Consider the following 18,085-nt stretch of genomic DNA (forward strand, 5'->3'; position numbering starts at 1 on the left):
ACTACAGGAAAAACCCTCACCGAATACACCCTGACAAGTCCCCGAGCACACGAAAACCGCGCCGGATTGAAACTTTCCGCGAGTACGGTGGCGCCACTCCACCTGAGCGTCCCCGAGCACACGAAAACCGCGCCGGATTGAAACCGGTTGTAGTTAGCTGCAACTGCCCGACCAGTCGTTCTCAGTCCCCGAGCACACGAAAACCGCGCCGGATTGAACCGGCGAGAGCTTGAGAGCCTCGACCGCCACAGTGGTAAATCATCGAGCACACGAAAATCATCGGCGCAGGTCGGCCGTAGGCTGAGTTTGGTCCGTGACGGCGCTGCCGCTATCCGGAGCGGATGCCAGGCTTCCCAGGGTCGCCGACGAGATCGACCGAATCATGGCCGCGTTCGCATCAGGCGCAACGGCCGCGAGTGGTAGTGCTGATCCCGGCTGAGGATCCTGAGTCGCTGGAGGCGACCGTCGAGTTGCTTCCTTTTGGAACAGGCCGGATGAGGGGACGGACTCCGTTGACCCGTCACCCCACCGCGAGCCGCGACCGTCAGCGACGGCCGGTGACGATGTACTGCAGTTTGAGTTCGTGGTCGGGTGCCACGCCGAACCGTTGATCGAGTTCGTAGATCGAGGTCAGCGGTACGGCCGTGACATCACGCAGTCCAGCCCGCTCCAGCACCGCCACGGTCTGGTCGATCGACTTCGCGGTGGCCAGCGGCAGCGCCGACCGGACCGTGCTGTCGTAGTGGTCGGCGAAGTTCTCCGAGGCGTTGTCCAGCCCGTCGGGGAACCAGGTGCTGTCGACCACGGCGACGGTGCCGCCGGGGCGCAGCAGGCGTACCCAATTGGCGACGGCGACCTGCGGCTCCCGCAGCGTCCACATCAAATAGCGGCTGGTCACCGCGTCGAAGCTGGCCGCCGGGAAATCCGGGGACACGGCGTCGCCGTACGCGATGACCGGGCCGCCGGGCATCGCGGCGGCGTGGTGCCGGGCCCGCTCCAGCATCCCCTCGGACAGGTCGATGCCGGTGACCCGGTGGCCGAGGCCGGCCAGCACGATGGCCGCCTGCCCGGTGCCGGTGCCGACGTCGAGCACGTCCAGCGGAGCCGGCGGCAGTGCCGCCGCCCAGACCTGCGACCAGGCCTGCTGGTCGACGGCGAACCGCTCAGGGCGCTGCACGTACGCGTCGTACCCGGGTGCCCGGCCGGTCCAGTACGCGTTGATCCGATCCTGTACGGCCGTCATGCCGCAGTCCTTTCCTGGGTGACCTCGTGTGGACGGAACAGCAGGTGGATGGCTCCGTCGAGGTCCAGCCGCCGGATGCCGATCCCGTAGACCGGTTCGAGCACCGCCGGGTCGAGCACATCGTCCGTGCTGCCGGCGGCCGCCACCTGCCCCTCGCCGAGCAGCACCAGGTCGTCGCAGTAGCGGGCGGCCAGGTTCAGGTCGTGCAGCACGACGATGGAGCAGGTGCCGAGGTCCCGCACCAGCTGCAGGACCTCGTGCTGGTAGCGGATGTCCAGATGGTTGGTCGGCTCGTCGAGCAGCAGGTGGGTGGCCTGCTGGGCGAGAGCGCGGGCGATCAGCACCCGTTGGCGTTCGCCGCCGGACAGCCCGGCGAACGCGCGGGCACCCAGGTGGGCGGCACCGACCCGGTCCAGGCACCGGGCCACGATCTCGTGGTCGGTCCGACTGGTGCGCTGGAACGTCGACAGGTGCGGACCCCGGCCCAACAGCACCAGCTCGGCCACGGTCAGCGCGGTGTCGGTGCCGCCGGCCTCCTGCACCACCACGGCCAGCCGGCGGGCGACCTCCCGCGACGGCAGGCCGGCAAGTTCGTCCCCGTCCACCACGACCCGCCCGGCACCGCCACTCCGACCAGGACCGCTACTGCGCCCGGCACCGCCGCTGCGCAGGGCACCGTGGAGCAGGCGCAGCAGAGTGGTCTTGCCGCTGCCGTTCGGGCCGATCAAACCGAGGACCCGGCCCGGCCGGGCGGTCACGCTGACCCCGTCGATCACCGGGTTGGCGCCGTAGCGCCACGAGACCTCGGTCGCGGTGATCACGACTCGGCCTGGAAGTGCTGCACGATCCGCTCAAGTCCGTCGATGGACAGCGGCGTCGGCGGCTCGGTGAAGTTGAACAGCTGGGTCAGCACGTCGCCGTTGCGTACGGCGGCCAGGTTCTCCGCCCCGGGCAGCCCGGTCAGGCCCTGTTCGACCGCCGCCGGGTCGCCGTCGCTGTACAGCAGGACCAGCACGTCGGGGTCGCGGCCCAGCAGCTCCTCCACCGTGACTTCGAAGACCCGTTCGGGTACGTCGTCGAAGACGTTGCGGAACCCGGCCGCCTCCAGCTGCGGGTGCGCCATGCTGGCGGTGCCGTACGCGTAGGTGACACCGCCGCCGACGGTCGGATACAGCACCGCGGCCGTACGGCCGGTGCCCGCCCCGGCCTGGGCCTGCACCTGCGCCATCCGCTCTTCCAGCGCGGTGACCGCCGCAGCCGCCTCGTCGGCCCGGTCGAACACCTCGCCGTAGGTCCGCATCTGGGCGTAGACGTCGTCGAAGGTCGGCACCGTCGTGCTTCCCGGACACATCGCCGGCTCCTCCAGCAGCGGGATGTCCACCGCCGACAGCGTGTCCCGGGACAGGTTGTCCACCTCGCCGAGCACCAGGTCCGGCTGTTGGCTGATCACCACTTCCTTGGAGATCTGCAGGTGGCCGCTGGTGTCGGTCTTGTCGGTCAGCAGCGGGATGCGGTCCAGCTCGGCGAGGGTCGCCTCGTCGTAGTACTCCGCCGGGTACTGGCCGGCCCGGGCGGTGACCCGGTCCAGCACGCCGAGCGCGTGCAGGTACGGCACGGCCGCGCTCTTGAGCAGCACGACCCGCTGCGGCGCGGCGTCGAAGGTGACGTCGACGCCGCAGTTGGTGACGGTGACCGGGTAACCGTCGGCCGCGTCCGGGGTGGGGTCGGCACCGGCTTCACCGCACCCGGCGGCGAGCAGCGCGGCGGCGGAGACCACCGCGACGGCGGCGGTACGGCTTGTCCTCATGGTGCTCCTCGACTGTTCGGACAACTCGGGGCCCAGTTGGACCCGGTGCTCGGGCAGGCCCGGTGGTCACCCGGACGTGGCGTGCAGGCGGCGGATCAGAACCAGCAGGAAAGGTGCGCCCAGCAGCGCGGTGATGATCCCGATCGGGATCTCCTGGGGAGCCAGCAGGACCCGGGCCAGCACGTCGGCCCAGACCAGCAGGATCGCGCCGAGCAGGGCGGCCACCGGCACCACCCGTACGTGTGGTGCGCCGACCAGCCGCCGGGCCAGGTGGGGCACGACGAGGCCGACGAAGCCGATGCTGCCGGCGGCGGAGACCAGCACCCCGACGCTCAGCGAGACGAGCACCAGCAGGCGCAGCCGGAATCGGTCCGGTGACACTCCGAGGGTCTGCGCGGTCTCGTCGCCGATGGCGAGCACATCCAGTCGCCGGCCGACGATCGTCAGGTACCCGGTCATCCCGACCAGCACGACGGCGGCCACCGCCAGCAGGGCGTCCCAGCGGGCCAGCCCCAGCGACCCGAGCAGCCAGAACATCACCGACCGGGCGCCTTCGGCCGACCCGGAGGCGAAGATCAGGAAACTGGTGGTGGCGTACAGGGCGTAGCCGACGGCGACGCCGGACAGCAGCAACCGGATCGAGGTGACCCGGCCGCCGCTACGGGCGATCAGGAAGACCAGCAGCGACGCGGCGAGGGCACCGAGGAAGGCGCTGGTGGACAGGGCGTACTGGCCGAAGCCGGCGCCGGCCCCGAACAGGATCGCCGCCGCCGCGCCGCTGGACGCTCCGGAGTTGATGCCCAGCAGGTACGGGTCGGCGAGCACGTTGCGGACCATCGCCTGCAACGCCACTCCACACACGGCCAGCCCGGCACCGACGAGCATGCCGAGCAGTACCCGGGGCAGCCGGACCTGCCAGACGATGGCCTGCTCCGGAAGGCTCCAGGTCGCCTCACCGGGCAGTCCGACAAGTTGGTGGCCGATGATGGCGGCGACGGTCGTCGGGGCGATCCCGATGGCGCCGGAGCCGACCGCCACCACGGCGGTGGCCGTCAGCCCGACGGTCAGCGCGACCAGCCAGATCCCGGTCCGGCGGCGCTGCGCGGCGACGCCGAGCAGGTCGCTGCGGGCTGCCGACAGGGTGGCCGCCGCCATCGCCCCACCCCCATACGCCGATTACTTGCTCTTGCAAAGCTATGGCAAGAAGCTAGCAGCAAGATCAAGGGATCGGAAGGTGGTGAGTCACTGTTCACCTCGGCGTTGGTCAGCTGCGCCGGAACTGGTAGTTGCGACCCTTGCCGGCGCGCTGACCGCGACCGGCGAGCCGGTCCGGGCGGCCGCTCCTGGCCTGCGGGCCGGAGCCCGGCGCGACGGCGCGGGCAGCGCGCCGACCATCGGCGGGCAGCCCGACCTCGGCCAGTGCGGACCCCCGGCGCACCCGGTTTTCCAGACAGTCCGGCACCGGCACTGGGTCGGGTCGCGCTCAGCCCTGCGGGGCGACCGGGTTGGGCAGGGCCCCGCCGAACCGGCGGTCCCGCTGCGCGTACAGCTCGCAGGCGTACCACAGGTGCCGCCGGTCGAAGTCGGGCCAGAGGGTGTCCAGGAAGACCAGCTCGGCGTAGGCCGACTGCCAGAGCATGAAGTTCGACGTCCGCTGCTCGCCGGACGGCCGCAGGAACAGGTCCACCTCGGGCACTTCCGGGTGGTAGAGGTAGCGGGCCAGCATCCTCTCGTTGACCCGGGCCGGGTCGACCTTGCCGGCCGCGACGTCCCGGGCGATCGCCGCCGCCGCGTCGGCGATCTCCGCCTGGCCGCCGTAGTTGACGCAGAACTGCAGGGTGAGCGTGCTGTTGTGGCGGGACATCTCCTCGGCGGTCTGCAGCTCGGAGATCACGCTCTTCCACAGCCGGCCGGCCCGACCCGACCACACCACCCGTACCCCGAGGTCGACCAGCTGGTCGCGGCGGCGGCGGATGACGTCGCGGTTGAAGCCCATCAGGAAGCGGACCTCGTCCGGCGAACGCCGCCAGTTCTCCGTCGAGAAGGCGTACGCCGACAGATACGGAATGCCCAGCTCGATCGCGCCTTCGACGGTGTCGAACAGCGAGAACTCGCCCTGCTCGTGCCCCTTGGTCCGGGGCAGACCGCGGTCCTTGGCCCACCGGCCGTTGCCGTCCATCACGATCGCCACGTGGTCGGGCAGCGCCTGCTTCGGCAACGCCGGTGGCCGGGCACCGGACGGGTGCGGAGTGGGTGCCACCGGCGGGCGCAGGCCCCTGCCCTTGGTCATGGTTGCGTCTCCTGGGAACGGTCGACCAGCGGCAGCGAGCGTAACCCGCGTTCCAGATGCCACTGCAGGTGCGCCGCCACCAGTCCGCTGCACTCCCGGCGGGTGGCCGGCTCCGAGGTGTCCGCCACCTGCCAGTCGCCGGTGGCCAGGGCGGCCATCAGGTCGATGGTGGCCGGCGCCGGATGGGCCGCGCCGGGTGGTCGGCAGTCCGGGCAGACACACCCCCCGGCCGGTACGGAGAACGCCCGGTGCCGGCCCTGGGTGCCGCACACCGCGCAGTCGCGCAGCGCCGGCGCCCAGCCGGCGAGGGCCATCCCACGCAGCAGGTACGCGTCGAGCACCAGGGTGCCGGCGTGGTCGCCCTCGGCCAGTGCCCGCAGCGCGCCGAGGGTGAGCTGGAACAGCCGCAGCGACGGCTCCCGTTCCACCGGGGTGAGCCGCTCGGCGGTCTCCACGATCGCGCTGGCGGCCGTGTAGCGCGGGTAGTCGGCCAGGAACCGTTTGCCGTACAGGTGCAGCCCTTCGACCTGGCTGACCGTGTGCAGGGAGCTACCGGGCCCGTCGGGGTTCCCGGCGATCTGCAGGTCGACGTGGCCGAACGGCTCCAGCCGGGCGCCGAACCGGGAGGTGGTCCGGCGTACCCCCCGGGCGACCGCCCGCAGCCGGCCGTGCCGGCGGGTCAGCAGGGTGATGATCCGGTCGGATTCGCCCAGCTTCTGTACGCGCAGCACCACCGCGTCGTCGCGGTAGAGCTGGCGGCGGTATCCGGGCACCCGGTCATTGTCCCGTGCCGACCGGGCGTGCCGGCGGCCGGCCCTGATACGGACTCAGGGTCGCGATCCGGGACAGATCGGTGGGCGTGCCGGATGTGCCCCACCGGTGGCGCTCGTAGCGTCACCGGTATGACTCGCACCCGTACCACGAGCACCGCATTCGCCGCCGCGTCGACCGTCGCGCTGCTGGCCGTCGCCTCGGCCGCGTGCGCACCGCTTGCCTGGCACCAGGAGGACTTCAACGACACCGAGACGGTCCCGATCACCGCGGTACGGATCGTGGAATCCGGCGACGGCGACGTGCTGGTGCGGACCCGGCCCGGTGACACGGTCGAGATTCAGCGGGTTGTCCGCTACCAGCGCTCCGAGCCGGGTCGGACCTACCGGATCGACGGGACGGTGCTCGAGCTGGACACGTCGTGCGGCTGGCGGTGCGACGTGTCGTACGACATCGTCGCGCCCCCGGGCGTCTCGGTCGAGGGTGAGAACGGCTCCGGCCAGCTGACGCTGTTCGACGTGTCGGACGTGTCGGTGCGGGTCGGATCGGGCAGTATCACCATCGACCGAGCTGCTGGTCGGGTGGACGCGCGGACCGGTTCCGGCGGCATCACCGCGTACCGGCTGTCCGGTCCGGCGGAGCTGCACACCGGTTCCGGCTCGATCGATGGCCGCGGTCTCAGCGGCGATGGCGTGGTCGCGACCACCGGCTCCGGGAAGGTGGAACTCACCCTTGACGACCCGGGTCCGGTGCGTGCCGAGACGTCCAGTGGGTCGGTGCACGTCACCGTGCCCGCAGGTAGCTACCGGATCCGTACCGAGACCGGATCCGGATCGGCCGACGTACGGGTGCCGGACGATCCGGACGGCGAGCATCTGATCGACGCGCGGACCGGCAGCGGGAGCATCGTCATCGATCGCAACCGGCCCGAACCAGTGTGACGTCCCGCAGATGCCGAGTCAGAAGCCCAGCTTGCGCAGCTGCCGGGGGTCGCGCTGCCAGTCCTTGGCGACCCGCACGTGCAGATCGAGGTAGACCCGGCTGCCGAGCAGCTCCTCGATCTCCCGGCGGGAGCGGGTGCCGACGTCACGCAGCCGGCTACCGCCGGCGCCGATGACGATCGCCTTCTGACTCGGCCGCTCGACGTAGATGTCGGCATATATCCGGATCAGCGAATCCTCTGGGAGCATCTCCTCGACGATCACCGCGATCGAGTGCGGCAGCTCGTCCCGTACGCCTTCCAGCGCGGCCTCCCGGATCAGCTCGCCGATCAGCACCTGCTCCGGCTCGTCGGTGAGCATGTCGTCCGGGTAGAGCCGGGGCGATTCGGGCAGGTGGCCGGTCATCACCTCGACCAGGGTCTGCACCTGGTGGCCGGTGGCGGCACTGACCGGCACCACGTCGGCGAAGTCACCCAGTTCACTGACCGCGAGCAACTGTTCGGCGAGCCGGCGCCGGTCGACCAGGTCGGTCTTGGTGACCACCGCGAGCACCGTCGCTTTGAGCTCGGCGATCTCCCCGGTGATGAACCGGTCGCCCCGGCCGATCGGCTCGTTGGCCGGGATGCACAGCCCGATCACGTCGACCTCGCTCCAGGTCTGGCGGACCAGGTCGTTGAGGCGTTCGCCGAGCAGCGTCCGCGGCCGGTGCAGCCCCGGGGTGTCGACCAGGACGAGTTGCGACTGCGGCTGGTGCAGTACGCCCCGGATCACGTGCCGGGTGGTCTGCGGCTTGCTGGAGGTGATCGCGATCTTCTGCCCGACGATCGCGTTGGTCAGGGTCGATTTTCCGGCGTTCGGGCGGCCGACGAAACAGGCGAAGCCCGCCCGGAAGGTATCCGGCGGAGCTGACCCGCGCCGGCTCACTGGCGTACCGTGCCGAGCAGTGTGCCGTCCGGGGCCGCGACGTGGACCGGCGCGTCGGTGGCCAGGTCCCGCACCACCGCGTGGCCGGCACCGTCCAAGGTGGAGGCTTCGGTGACCACGGCGGCAGCCTCCAGCCGGGTGGCCCCGGACGCGACCGCCGACGCGACCGCCAGCTGCAACGCGGTCAGCGTCAACGACGGCAACGCGACGTTCGCCCCGGCGTAGGTGCGCCCGTCCTGGTCCCGCACGGCGGCGCCCTCGGCCGCCCCGATCCGGGCCCGGGCGCTGCGGGCCAGCACGACCAGCTTGCTGTCCTCGGCGCTGATCTGCGGCTCCGGCTCCGACCCGGCCGGCGTGGCCGACGGCGACTCAGGCATCTGCGTGCTGCCTTTCCTCTGCTCTGGCATGACGGTGGTCTCGGCCGCCGGCGGTACGCTCGGCCGACGGCTCGGCCGGTCGGTCGGCGGTCCGGCTCACCAGGACGGTGTCCACCCGGTTACGCCGCCCGGTGGTGCCCTCGGCGACCAACCGGAGACCGGCGACGGTTACCTCCGCACCGGGGATCGGCACCCGGCCGAGCACGTGGGCCATCAACCCACCGACCGTCTCGACCTCGTCGTCGGAGATCTCCACGCCGAACAGCTCGCCGAGGTCCTCGACCGGCAGCCGGGCGGTCACCCGGACCCGATCGTCGTCGAGTCGTTCGACCGGTGGCCGCTCGACATCGTACTCGTCGGTGATCTCGCCGACGATCTCCTCCAGGATGTCCTCGATGGTGACCAGTCCCCCGGTGCCACCGTACTCGTCGACCACGATCACCAGGTGGGTGCGGGCGGCCTGCATCTCGGAGAGCAGGTCGTCCACCGGCTTGGATTCCGGCACGAACGTCGCCGGACGCATCAGTTCGATCACCGGGACCTCGTCGCTGCCCGGCCCGACCGCGTGGGCCCGACGGACCACGTCTTTGAGGTAGATGATGCCCACCACGTCGTCGACGTTCCCGCCGATCACCGGAATCCGGGAGAAGCCGGACCGCAGGAACAGCGCCAGTGCCTGGCGCAGCGTCTTGTGCCGTTCGATCCACACCATCTCGGTCCGCGGCACCATCACTTCGCGGGCGATGGTGTCACCGAGCGCGAACACCGAATGGATCATCTGGCGCTCGCCGTGCTCCACGACGCCGCGCTGCTCGGCCAGGTCGACCAGCTCCCGCAGTTCGATCTGGGTGGCGAAGGGGCCCTCCCGGAAGCCCTTGCCCGGAGTCACCGCGTTACCGATCAGGATCAACAGGGAGGCCAGCGGGTTCAGGGCGCGGCCCAGACCCCGCACCAGCGGCGCGGTCGCCCGCGCCACGACGAAGGCGTGCTGGCGGCCGATCGTACGCGGGCCGACCCCGACCACCACGAAGCTGACCACGGTCATCGCCCCGGCGGTGACCAGCGCTGCCGTCCAGCCGGCACCGAAGGTGTCCACGGCGACCAGCGCGACCAGGGTGGTGGCGGTCAGCTCGCAGAGCAGGCGGAGCAGCAGCAGCAGATTGACGTGCCGGACCGCATCCGCGGCGACGATCTGCAGCGCCCGGGCGGACCGACTGCCGTCGCGGGCCAGCTCGGCGGCCCGGGCCGGGGAGACGACGACCAACGCCGCCTCGGTCATCGCGATGATTCCGGCCAGCACCACCAGACCGGCGGCGATGACCAACAGTTGCAGGTCCGGCAGCCCGGTGGCTGCCGCAGCAGCGGCCAGCGGGGTGCCGGTGGTATGGCCAGAGTTCACGTGGCCCGGGCTTCCTTCCAGCTGTAGAGCAGGCGCGCCTGCAACTCGAACATCTCACGTTCCTCGTCCGGCTCGGCGTGGTCGTAGCCGAGCAGGTGCAGCACCCCGTGCACGGTGAGCAGGTGAAGCTCGTCGGCGGCGGCGTGCCCGGCGGTGGCCGCCTGCTTGGCGGCCACCTCCGGGCAGAGCACGATGTCGCCGAGCAGCCCCGGCTCGTCCGGGCTCGACTCGCCCGGGCCGTGGTCGACGCTGCCCTCGTCCATCGGGAAGGCGAGTACGTCAGTCGGTCCTTCGCTGCCCATCCAGCGGTGGTTGAGCTCGGCCATGTAGTCCTGGTCGACCAGCAGCACCGACAGCTCCGCGAGCGGGTTGACGCCCATCTCGTCCAGCGCGTGACGGGCGACGGCGAGCACCGCGTCGGTATCGACGTCGGCCCCGGACTCGTTGGCGATCTCGATGGACACGTGTCTCTCCCGAAGCTCTATCGGCGCCGGTTCGCCCGGCCGCCGTGGGCGGTCCGGCCCTGGACCGCGTGGACGCCCTGATTCTGCTGTGCCTCGCGGTCGGCGTCCCACCGGGCGTACGCGTCGACGATGTCGCTGACCAGCCGGTGGCGCACCACGTCGGTGCTGGACAGCTGCGCGAAGTGCACATCGTCCAAACCGGTGAGGATGTCCCGCACGGTACGCAGCCCGCTGGAGGTGCCACCGGGCAGGTCGACCTGGGTGATGTCGCCGGTGACCACGATCCGGGAGCCGAAGCCGAGCCGGGTCAGGAACATCTTCATCTGCTCGGCCGTGGTGTTCTGCGCCTCGTCGAGGATGATGAAGGCGTCGTTGAGGGTGCGACCCCGCATGTAGGCCAGCGGCGCGACCTCGATGGTGCCGGCCGCCATCAGCTTCGGGATGGAGTCGGGGTCGAGCATGTCGTGCAGCGCGTCGTAAAGCGGACGCAGGTAGGGGTCGATCTTCTCGTAGAGCGTGCCGGGCAGGAAGCCGAGCCGCTCCCCTGCCTCGACCGCCGGCCGGGTAAGGATGATCCGGTTGACCTGCTTGGCCTGCAGTGCCTGCACCGCCTTGGCCATCGCGAGGTAGGTCTTGCCGGTGCCGGCGGGGCCGATGCCGAAGACGATGGTGTGCGCGTCGATCGCGTCCACATACCGCTTCTGGCCCAGCGTCTTGGGCCGGATGGTCCGCCCGCGCCGGGAGAGGATGTTGAGGGTGAGCACGTCGGCGGGGCGCTCGCTGCCGCCCTGCGCCAGCATGCCGACGGTGCGCCGGACCGCGTCGGTGGTCAGCGTCTCGCCCTTGGCGATGAGCTCGAGCAGCTCGCTGAACAGCCGCTCGGCCACCGCGTTGTCCGACGGCACACCGGTGATGGTGATCTCGTTGCCACGTACGTGGACGTCGCTGGCGAGGGACTGCTCGACCAGCCGCAGGATCTCGTCGCCTGCGCCGAGCAGGTTGACCATGATCTGCGGGTCCGGGACGGTGATCCTGGTCTGCACCCGGGCCTGCCCGGGAGGTGGAGTGCCGGTCATGGGTCGGCCTGACGGCCTTTCGCACCTGCTTCCATTTCAGCGCCCCGACCCGGTCGGCCGTGGCGGGCGGACTTGCTGCCATCGTATCCGCTCAACGCCCGACGCAGCGGCTCCATTTCCGCCGGTTGTCAACGGGACAGCAGCGGACCGAGTGGTGCCCCACCCAGCACGTGGGCGTGCACGTGGAACACCTCCTGACCGGCGTACCGGCCGGTGTTGAAGATCAACCGGAACCCGTCGGCAGTCAGCCCTTCGGCCTGCGCCACCGCGGCCGCCGTGGTCAACAGCTCGCCCGCGACGGCGGGGTCGGCCGTGGCAAGCGCGGCGACGTCGGGGTGGTGCTGCTTCGGTATCACCAGCACGTGGGTGGGTGCCTGCGGGTGGAGGTCCCGGAACGCGACCGTGTTGGCCCCCTCGTACAGCAGGGTGGTCGGCAGTTCCCCGGCGGCGATCCGGCAGAAGACGCAGTTGTCGCTCACCCGCAGGATGGTAGCGGTGACCGGGCTCCGGCGAGCCACCGCCGCGCTACCAGCGTCCCAGCCGACCGGAGAGCAGGGCGAGTGCCGCGACACCGGCGGTCGACGTCCGCAGCACCGCCGGGCCGAGCCGCACCGGCCGGGCCCCGGCGTCGACGAAGGTGGCCAGCTCGGCGTCGTCGATCCCGCCTTCCGGCCCCACCACCAGCAGCACCGACCCGGTGGTCGGCAGGTCGGCGACGGCCAGCCGCTGCTGCGCCGACTCGTGCAGGACGAAGCTGGCGGCCGACGCCGCGCACCGGGCGGCGACCGCGTCGGTGGGCTCGGCCGGCTGCTGGTCGGACCCGCCGATCGTCGGCAGCCACGGCCGGCGGGCCTGTTTGGTGGCCTCCCGCGCGGTGTCGACCCATCGTCGCCGGGCCCGGGCGCCACGGTCGTCGCGCCAGCGGGTCACCGATCGGGCGGCCGCCCACGGCAGGATCTCGTCGACCCCGACCTCGGTCATCGCCTGCACCGCCAACTCGCCCCGGTCACCCTTGGCGACGCCCTGCGCCACCACCAGCCGGGGGTCGGTGGCGCTGACGTACCCGGTGTCGACGACCCGCAGATCCAGCTGGTGCCGGCCGACGGCCTCGACCACCGCGTCGGCGACGCCACCGCGCCCGTCGGCGAGCCGCAACCGCTCACCCGGGCGCAGCCGGACCACCGTCGCGGCGTGGTGGCCCTCCGGCCCGTCGAGGGTGTGGGTCGGCCCGGTCGGCAGGCGCTCGACGAGAAACAGTGGGGCGCTCACGTCGGATCGGTTCTCCGCTGCTACTCGCTGGCCGGGGCGGGTCGGTGGGTCAGCCGTGGCCGTTGAACGCGTCGCGCATCCGGGAGAAGAACCCGCCCTGCTTCGTCAGCTCAGCGACCTCCTCGCCCCGGGCCTTGGCGAACTCCCGCAGCGTCCGCTCCTGCTCGGCGTCGAGCTTGGTCGGGGTACGCACGTCGAGGTGCACGTAGAGGTCACCGCGGCCGGTGCCGCGCAGATGTGGCACGCCGCGCCCACGCAGCCGCAGGGTGGCACCCGGTTGGGTGCCCGGCTTGACGTCCACCGGCTCGTCGCTGTCCAGGGTCCGGATGGTCAGCCGGGTGCCGAGCGCCGCGGCGGTCATCGGCACGGTGACCCGGCAGTGCAGGTCGTCGCCCTTGCGGGAGTAGACGTCGTGCGGCCGCTCGTGGATCTCGACGTACAGGTCACCGGCGGTGCCCCCGCCCGGCCCGACCTCGCCCTGCTGGGCCAGCCGGATCCGCATCCCGTCCTCCACCCCGGCGGGGATCTTGACGGTCAGCGAACGTCGGGTCCGCACCCGGCCGTCGCCGGAACAGGTGGTGCAGGGGTGCGGAATGACGGTGCCGTAGCCCTGGCAGGCGACACAGGGCCGGGACGAGACCACCTGACCGAGGAAGGTCCGTTGCACGGACTGGACCTCGCCGCGCCCGCCGCACGCCTCGCAGGTCGCCAGGTGGGTGCCGGACGCGGTGCCCGCGCCAGAGCATGTGGTGCAGATCACCGCAGTGTCGACGGTGATCGGCGCCTCGACGCCGAACGCGGTGTCGGTCAGATCGAGCTCCAGACGCAGGATCGCGTCGGCGCCGGGGCGGGTCCGCGACCTCGGCCCACGGGAGCCGGCCGCCGCCCCGAAAAAGGCGTCCATGATGTCCTGGAAGCCGACGAAGGGCCCGGCCCCGCCGGGGCCGCCGCCGGGCGCGCCGCCGGGCGCCAACGGATCGCCACCGAGATCGACGATCTGCCGCTTCTGGTCGTCGGAGAGCACCTCGTACGCGGCGTTGATGTCCTTGAACTTGTCAGCCGCCACCGGATCCGGATTGACGTCCGGATGGTACTGCCGGGCCAACTTGCGGTAGGCCCGCTTGATGTCGTCAGCGGAGGCGTCCCGGCTCACGCCGAGAATCCCGTAGTAGTCCTTGGCCACTGCGTCTGGTGTCCTCATGTGTCAGTCTCGCATGTGCAGTTCGCCGGGTCGTTTTGATCCTGCCCGCCGGTCAGTTCTGCGCCAGCAGATCGCCGACGTAGCGTGCCACGGCGCGAACCGTGGCGATGGTGCCGGGGTAGTCCATCCGGGTGGGCCCCAGCACGCCGAGGCCACCGACCATGACGGTGCCCGGACCGTAACCGGTGCTGACCACGGATGCGGCCCGCAGATTGTCGATCTCGTTCTCGTCGCCGATGCGGACCCGCAGGGTGCTCGGCTCCACCTCGCCGATCAGCTTGAGCAGGACGACCTCCTCCTCCAGTGCCTCCAGTATCGGACGCAGGGAGCCCTGGAAGTCGAGTAGTCCCCCTCTGGCCAGGTTAGCGGTCCCGGCCAGGGCGAGGCGTTCCTCGTGCCGCTCGACCAGCGTCTCCAGCAGGACCGTCGAAAGCGTGGTCATCGCCGGTCGCAGGTCCGCTGGCACCTCTTCGACCAACGCCTGGACCAACGGCGGGGTGTCGGAGAGCCGACAACCGTCGAGCTTCTCGTTGGCCAGCCGACGCAGGTCGGTCACGTCGTCGGCACTGATCGGGGCCGGCAGCTCCACCAGTCGCTGCTCGACCCGGCCGGTGTCGACGATCAGGACCAGCATCAGCCGAGTGGTCGAGATCGGCACCAGTTCCAGGTGCCGGACCGACGACCGGGACAGGCTCGGGTACTGCACCACCGCGACCTGGCGGGTGAGCTGGGCGAGCAGCCGGACGGTGCGGTGCACGACGTCGTCGAGGTCGACGGCGCCGGCGAGGAAACGTTCGATCGCCCTGCGCTCGGCCGGGCTGAGCGGTTTCACCCGGGACAGCCGGTCGACGAACAACCGGTAGCCACGGTCGGTCGGGACCCGCCCGGCGCTGGTGTGCGGCTGCCGGATGTAGCCCTCCTCCTCCAGCACCGCCATGTCGTTACGGACGGTCGCCGGTGACACCCCGAGCTGGTGCCGCTCGACCAGCGCCTTGCTGCCGACCGGCTCCTGGGTGGCGACGTAGTCCTCGACGATCGCCCGAAGCACGTCGAGTTTGCGGTCGTCGAGACCCATCTGCACCTCCTCCGCTGACACCGGTCGGACCGGTCCGAGGCTACGGTCCCGGCCGTCACGGCGGCCGGTGGGTGGCCGGACCGACGACGGACGCCCCTGCTGGCACTCGCCGGTTGTGAGTGCCAGCATACGTCGATCGGGCCGGGCCGGCGATGATCAGTTCGCCGGGCGGGGGCGTACCGGGCGATATGTCACCAAGCGCACTCACCCGGGTCGGATCGGTCGGCCGGCGGGGCTCCGCAAGCCGGCCGGCGGGCCGGAGAAGCCGGCCGGCGGGCCCCACGCAAGCCGACCGACCAGCGGAGATGGCCTGCCCGGACGGGAAAATCGTCGGCGGGGCTAACTGGCGCGGCTTGATCCGTCCCCCTACCGTGTCGGGCATGACTGAACCACCTCGCCCACCAGGGGAGAACGGTCCCGGCGGCATGCCGCAGGACCCCAACTCCCCGCCGCCACCTCCAGCGTCCTACTCGATGCCGGGCGAGGCCTCCTCTCCCGGATACCCCCCGCCGCCCGGCGGCGCCGGCGGATACCCCCCGCCCGGCGGTTACCCGCCCGGCGGTCCGGCGTACGGAGGTCAACCCCCGTCCGGCTACGCCACCAACGACGACAAGACCTGGGCCCTGATCGCCCACTTCGGTGGCGCCCTGGGCGCGTTCATCAGCTTCGGGCCGCTCGGCTTCGTCGGCCCGCTGATCGCCTACCTGGTCAAGGGTCAGCAGTCACCGGCCGTACGGGCGCACGCACTGGCCGCGCTCAACTTCCAGATCCTCTGGTCGGCGATCGCCTTCGTGCTGCTCTTCGTCAGCTGGTGCCTGTTGTTCATCCCCAGCCTGGTGGTGTTCGCGATCCAGATCATCTTCGGGATCATCGCGGGCGTTAAGGCCAACGAGGGGACGCTGTACAAGTACCCGATGTCCGCCAATCTCATCAAGTGACACCGCTCGCCCCCGGATCCGTATTGGCTCCGGGGGCGTCACCGGTGGCGGGCAAGGCGGGCCACGCCACGTAAGGCAGCCCAGCAGCGGGTTTCACGGGAGCAGGTCCCGGACGACCGCGTCGGCCAGCAGCCGGCCGCGCAGGGTCAGCACCGCCTGCCCGGCAGCGAGCGCGCCGGAGTCGAGCAACCCGTCGTCGCCGGCTCGGCGGGCCGCGACCCGGCCGGCCGGGGCCAGTCGCGCCAGCGGCAGCCCACTGGCCAGCCGCAGCCCCAGCATCACCTCTTCGACCTGCTGCTCGGTGCCGGTGAGTAGTTCCCGGCCGTGGCCAGGCGACCGTCCGGCGGCCAGCCGCTCGGCGTACGACCGGGGATGCCGCACGTTCCACCAGCGGACCCCGCCGACGTGGCTGTGCGCCCCCGGCCCGAGCCCCCACCAGTCACCGCCGGTCCAGTACAACAGGTTGTGCCGGCACCGGCCGGCGTCCGACCGGGCCCAGTTCGACACCTCGTACCAGTCGAATCCGGCGCCGCTCAAGGCCGACTCGGCGGCGAGGTAGCGGTCGGCGGCGACGTCATCGTCGGGATACGGCAGTTCGCCGCGCCGCATCCGGGCCGCCAACCGGGTGCCGTCCTCGACGATCAGCGCGTACGCGCTGACGTGGTCCACCCCGGCCGCCACCGCCGCCGCCAGCGACTCGTCGAAGTCCGCCGCGCTCTCCCCCGGCGTACCGTAGATCAGGTCGAGATTGACGTGCTCGAATCCGGCGTCCCGGGCCTCCCGGGCGGCGGTGACCGCGCGGCCCGGCGCGTGCCGGCGGTCCAGCACGGCGAGCACCGCCGCTGCGGTCGACTGCATGCCGAGCGACACCCTGGTGTAGCCGGCGGCCCGCAGCGCCCGCAGCGACGCCGGGGTCACCGACTCCGGGTTGGCCTCGGTGGTGACCTCCGCGTCGGCGGCCAGCCCCCAGGTGGCGTCGATCGCGTCGAGCAGCCGGGCCAGCGCGTCGGCCGGCAGCAGGCTCGGCGTGCCGCCGCCGACGAAGACCGTGTCCACCTGCCCCGGCGGGCGGTCAGCCAGGACCTTCGCGGCCAGTTCCAGCTCGGCCAGTACGGCGTCCAGGTACTCGCCGACCGGCGCGCTGCCGCCAAGTTCGGCGGGCGTGTACGTGTTGAAGTCGCAGTAGCCGCAGCGGGTGGCGCAGAACGGCACGTGCAGATAGACCCCGAAGCCGCGCCGGCCGCTGCGGGCGAGCGCGGACGGCGGCAGCGCCCCGTCGGCGGGCACCGGCGTACCGGCGGGTGGTGCTCCTGGCATGGGACTAGTGTGCCGGCATGGATGAGCCCCGACCCACCAGGTCCGCGCAGCCACTGATCCGTACGGCCACCGCCGCCGGGATCACCACCCTGACCCTGGACAGCCCGGGCAACCGCAACGCGCTGTCCACCCCGCTGATGACCGACCTGCTCGCCGGCCTGGCCGAGGCGGTCGCCGACCCGCAGGTCCGGGTGGTGGTGCTGAGCCACACCGGTCCGGTCTTCTGCTCCGGCGCCGACCTGAAGGAGACCGCCGAGGCGTACGCGACCCGGCAGGTGCCGGTCGGGATGCTCGGCGACGTGCTGGCGGCGCTCTGGGAGTGCCCCAAGCCGGTGGTGGCCCGGGTCGGCGGCCCGGCCCGGGCCGGCGGGCTGGGGCTGATCGCCGCGGCCGACATCGCGATCTGCGACGCGGCGGCCACCTTCGCCTTCACCGAGGTACGGCTCGGAGTGGTCCCGGCGGTGATCTCCGCCACTGTGCTGCGTCGGCTGCAGCCACGGGCAGCGGCGCAGCTGTACCTCACCGGTGAGTTGTTCGACGGTGCCCGGGCGGCGCAGATCGGTCTGGTCAGCGCCGCCGTACCGGCCGGGGAGCTGGACGCTGCGGTGACGGCGAGCTGCGCCGCACTGGTCCGGGGCGCCCCGGGTGCCCTGGCCGGCACCAAGCAGCTGCTCCGCCGCACCCCGGCGGCGGACATCCGGGCCGAGACGGCCGAGCTGCGTGAGCTCTCCACCGGATACTTCCTCTCCGAAGAGGGCCGCGAGGGCGTACGGGCGTTCCGCGACAAACGCGACCCGAGCTGGCTGCCGGGCGGTGACCACGGATAGTCGCCCCGAAACGGGGTATCTCCGACGTAAGGGGTCGAGGCGTACGGCGTAAGGGCCGGCGTACGACAAGCGCGGGACCCGCTCCCGCTGGACGACACAACCGTCCCTGGTGTACCAAAGGTCCCAGCAACACGCGTGGGGGTGACGGTGCGGGCTCGGACGGTGC

Annotated in this window: 20 protein-coding genes and 1 CRISPR repeat array (1 of these 21 running past the window's edge); of the genes, 3 read left to right on the forward strand and 17 right to left on the reverse strand. The window is 71.6% G+C overall.

Annotated elements, in window-relative coordinates:
- Window positions 1-220: a CRISPR direct-repeat array (repeat unit 36 nt; unit sequence GTCCCCGAGCACACGAAAACCGCGCCGGATTGAAAC); it begins 321 nt to the left of the window's first position.
- Window positions 221-544: 324 nt separating this feature from the next.
- The 7 genes from O7621_RS26715 to recO all read right to left on the reverse strand — a co-directional run bounded on the left by O7621_RS26715 (window position 545) and on the right by recO (window position 6,113).
- Window positions 545-1,243, reverse strand: a complete 699-nt coding sequence (locus O7621_RS26715; RefSeq protein WP_282231767.1) for a class I SAM-dependent methyltransferase — start codon at window positions 1,241-1,243, stop codon at window positions 545-547.
- Window positions 1,240-2,064, reverse strand: a complete 825-nt coding sequence (locus O7621_RS26720) for an ABC transporter ATP-binding protein (protein ID WP_282231768.1) — start codon at window positions 2,062-2,064, stop codon at window positions 1,240-1,242. Before O7621_RS26720 ends, O7621_RS26715 begins: the two co-directional genes overlap by 4 nt.
- Window positions 2,061-3,050 carry an ABC transporter substrate-binding protein gene (locus O7621_RS26725; protein WP_282231769.1) on the reverse strand — a complete coding sequence of 330 codons (990 nt, stop codon included), beginning with the start codon at window positions 3,048-3,050 and terminating at the stop codon, window positions 2,061-2,063. The genes O7621_RS26720 and O7621_RS26725 overlap by 4 nt, the downstream gene beginning before the upstream one ends.
- Before the next feature lie 66 nt (window positions 3,051-3,116).
- Window positions 3,117-4,205, reverse strand: coding sequence for an iron ABC transporter permease (locus tag O7621_RS26730; RefSeq protein ID WP_282231770.1), 1,089 nt, complete (start codon window positions 4,203-4,205; stop codon window positions 3,117-3,119).
- Between the two features lie 109 nt (window positions 4,206-4,314).
- A complete protein-coding gene (locus O7621_RS26735) occupies window positions 4,315-4,488 on the reverse strand; it encodes a hypothetical protein (RefSeq protein WP_282231771.1) in 174 nt (57 codons plus the stop codon).
- Between the two features lie 45 nt (window positions 4,489-4,533).
- Window positions 4,534-5,340, reverse strand: coding sequence for an isoprenyl transferase (locus O7621_RS26740; protein WP_282231772.1), 807 nt, complete (start codon window positions 5,338-5,340; stop codon window positions 4,534-4,536).
- A complete protein-coding gene (recO, locus tag O7621_RS26745) occupies window positions 5,337-6,113 on the reverse strand; it encodes a DNA repair protein RecO (protein ID WP_282231773.1) in 777 nt (258 codons plus the stop codon). Before recO ends, O7621_RS26740 begins: the two co-directional genes overlap by 4 nt.
- A 129-nt stretch (window positions 6,114-6,242) precedes the next feature.
- On the opposite strand from recO, the gene O7621_RS26750 reads away from it, so the two are divergent.
- A complete protein-coding gene (locus tag O7621_RS26750; RefSeq protein ID WP_282231774.1) occupies window positions 6,243-7,052 on the forward strand; it encodes a DUF4097 family beta strand repeat-containing protein in 810 nt (269 codons plus the stop codon).
- Window positions 7,053-7,070: 18 nt separating this feature from the next.
- Here O7621_RS26750 and era read toward each other — a convergent pair whose 3' ends face one another.
- From era to hrcA, 9 genes are all read right to left on the reverse strand, one after another.
- On the reverse strand, window positions 7,071-7,976 hold the full coding sequence (gene era, locus O7621_RS26755; protein ID WP_282231775.1) for a GTPase Era: 906 nt from the start codon (window positions 7,974-7,976) through the stop codon (window positions 7,071-7,073).
- Window positions 7,973-8,353 (reverse strand): cytidine deaminase, encoded by a 381-nt coding sequence (locus O7621_RS26760; protein ID WP_281551000.1) that lies wholly within the window; start codon window positions 8,351-8,353, stop codon window positions 7,973-7,975. Before O7621_RS26760 ends, era begins: the two co-directional genes overlap by 4 nt.
- Window positions 8,346-9,752, reverse strand: a complete 1,407-nt coding sequence (locus tag O7621_RS26765) for a hemolysin family protein (protein ID WP_282231776.1) — start codon at window positions 9,750-9,752, stop codon at window positions 8,346-8,348. Before O7621_RS26765 ends, O7621_RS26760 begins: the two co-directional genes overlap by 8 nt.
- On the reverse strand, window positions 9,749-10,216 hold the full coding sequence (gene ybeY, locus O7621_RS26770; RefSeq protein WP_282231777.1) for an rRNA maturation RNase YbeY: 468 nt from the start codon (window positions 10,214-10,216) through the stop codon (window positions 9,749-9,751). The genes O7621_RS26765 and ybeY overlap by 4 nt, the downstream gene beginning before the upstream one ends.
- Window positions 10,217-10,233: 17 nt before the next feature.
- Window positions 10,234-11,292, reverse strand: coding sequence for a PhoH family protein (locus tag O7621_RS26775; RefSeq protein WP_278170666.1), 1,059 nt, complete (start codon window positions 11,290-11,292; stop codon window positions 10,234-10,236).
- Window positions 11,293-11,420: 128 nt separating this feature from the next.
- Window positions 11,421-11,777 carry a histidine triad nucleotide-binding protein gene (locus O7621_RS26780; protein ID WP_282234747.1) on the reverse strand — a complete coding sequence of 119 codons (357 nt, stop codon included), beginning with the start codon at window positions 11,775-11,777 and terminating at the stop codon, window positions 11,421-11,423.
- Window positions 11,778-11,817: 40 nt separating this feature from the next.
- Window positions 11,818-12,561, reverse strand: coding sequence for a 16S rRNA (uracil(1498)-N(3))-methyltransferase (locus O7621_RS26785; protein WP_282231778.1), 744 nt, complete (start codon window positions 12,559-12,561; stop codon window positions 11,818-11,820).
- A 49-nt stretch (window positions 12,562-12,610) separates the two neighbouring features.
- A complete protein-coding gene (dnaJ, locus tag O7621_RS26790; RefSeq protein WP_282234749.1) occupies window positions 12,611-13,744 on the reverse strand; it encodes a molecular chaperone DnaJ in 1,134 nt (377 codons plus the stop codon).
- A gap of 70 nt (window positions 13,745-13,814) precedes the next feature.
- Entirely contained in the window at window positions 13,815-14,837 is a 1,023-nt protein-coding gene (gene hrcA, locus O7621_RS26795) for a heat-inducible transcriptional repressor HrcA (protein ID WP_282231779.1), read from the reverse strand.
- A gap of 380 nt (window positions 14,838-15,217) precedes the next feature.
- Here hrcA and O7621_RS26800 point away from each other — a divergent pair, with 380 nt between their 5' ends.
- Entirely contained in the window at window positions 15,218-15,775 is a 558-nt protein-coding gene (locus O7621_RS26800; protein ID WP_282231780.1) for a DUF4870 domain-containing protein, read from the forward strand.
- Between the two features lie 93 nt (window positions 15,776-15,868).
- On the opposite strand, the gene hemW is transcribed toward O7621_RS26800, so the two are convergent.
- Window positions 15,869-17,092 carry a radical SAM family heme chaperone HemW gene (gene hemW / locus O7621_RS26805; RefSeq protein WP_282231781.1) on the reverse strand — a complete coding sequence of 408 codons (1,224 nt, stop codon included), beginning with the start codon at window positions 17,090-17,092 and terminating at the stop codon, window positions 15,869-15,871.
- Window positions 17,093-17,109: 17 nt separating this feature from the next.
- Here hemW and O7621_RS26810 point away from each other — a divergent pair, with 17 nt between their 5' ends.
- The gene (locus tag O7621_RS26810) at window positions 17,110-17,919 is read left to right on the forward strand and encodes an enoyl-CoA hydratase-related protein (RefSeq protein ID WP_282231782.1); all 810 of its coding nucleotides are present in this window, start codon (window positions 17,110-17,112) and stop codon (window positions 17,917-17,919) included.
- Window positions 17,920-18,085 lie beyond the last annotated feature (166 nt).

Origin of the sequence: Solwaraspora sp. WMMD937 (genome assembly GCF_029581175.1) — a bacterium.
GTDB lineage: Bacteria > Actinomycetota > Actinomycetes > Mycobacteriales > Micromonosporaceae > Micromonospora_E.

Bases quoted from the DNA above. Each gene is read 5' to 3' on its own strand.
- O7621_RS26715 (WP_282231767.1), bottom strand. From the start codon at position 1,243: ATGACGGCCGTACAGGATCGGATCAACGCGTACTGGACCGGCCGGGCA.
- O7621_RS26725 (WP_282231769.1), bottom strand. From the start codon at position 3,050: ATGAGGACAAGCCGTACCGCCGCCGTCGCGGTGGTCTCCGCCGCCGCG.
- O7621_RS26730 (WP_282231770.1), bottom strand. From the start codon at position 4,205: ATGGCGGCGGCCACCCTGTCGGCAGCCCGCAGCGACCTGCTCGGCGTC.
- O7621_RS26740 (WP_282231772.1), bottom strand. From the start codon at position 5,340: ATGACCAAGGGCAGGGGCCTGCGCCCGCCGGTGGCACCCACTCCGCAC.
- O7621_RS26750 (WP_282231774.1), top strand. From the start codon at position 6,243: ATGACTCGCACCCGTACCACGAGCACCGCATTCGCCGCCGCGTCGACC.
- O7621_RS26760 (WP_281551000.1), bottom strand. From the start codon at position 8,353: ATGCCTGAGTCGCCGTCGGCCACGCCGGCCGGGTCGGAGCCGGAGCCG.
- O7621_RS26775 (WP_278170666.1), bottom strand. From the start codon at position 11,292: ATGACCGGCACTCCACCTCCCGGGCAGGCCCGGGTGCAGACCAGGATC.
- hrcA (WP_282231779.1), bottom strand. From the start codon at position 14,837: ATGGGTCTCGACGACCGCAAACTCGACGTGCTTCGGGCGATCGTCGAG.
- O7621_RS26800 (WP_282231780.1), top strand. From the start codon at position 15,218: ATGACTGAACCACCTCGCCCACCAGGGGAGAACGGTCCCGGCGGCATG.
- hemW (WP_282231781.1), bottom strand. From the start codon at position 17,092: ATGCCAGGAGCACCACCCGCCGGTACGCCGGTGCCCGCCGACGGGGCG.
- O7621_RS26810 (WP_282231782.1), top strand. From the start codon at position 17,110: ATGGATGAGCCCCGACCCACCAGGTCCGCGCAGCCACTGATCCGTACG.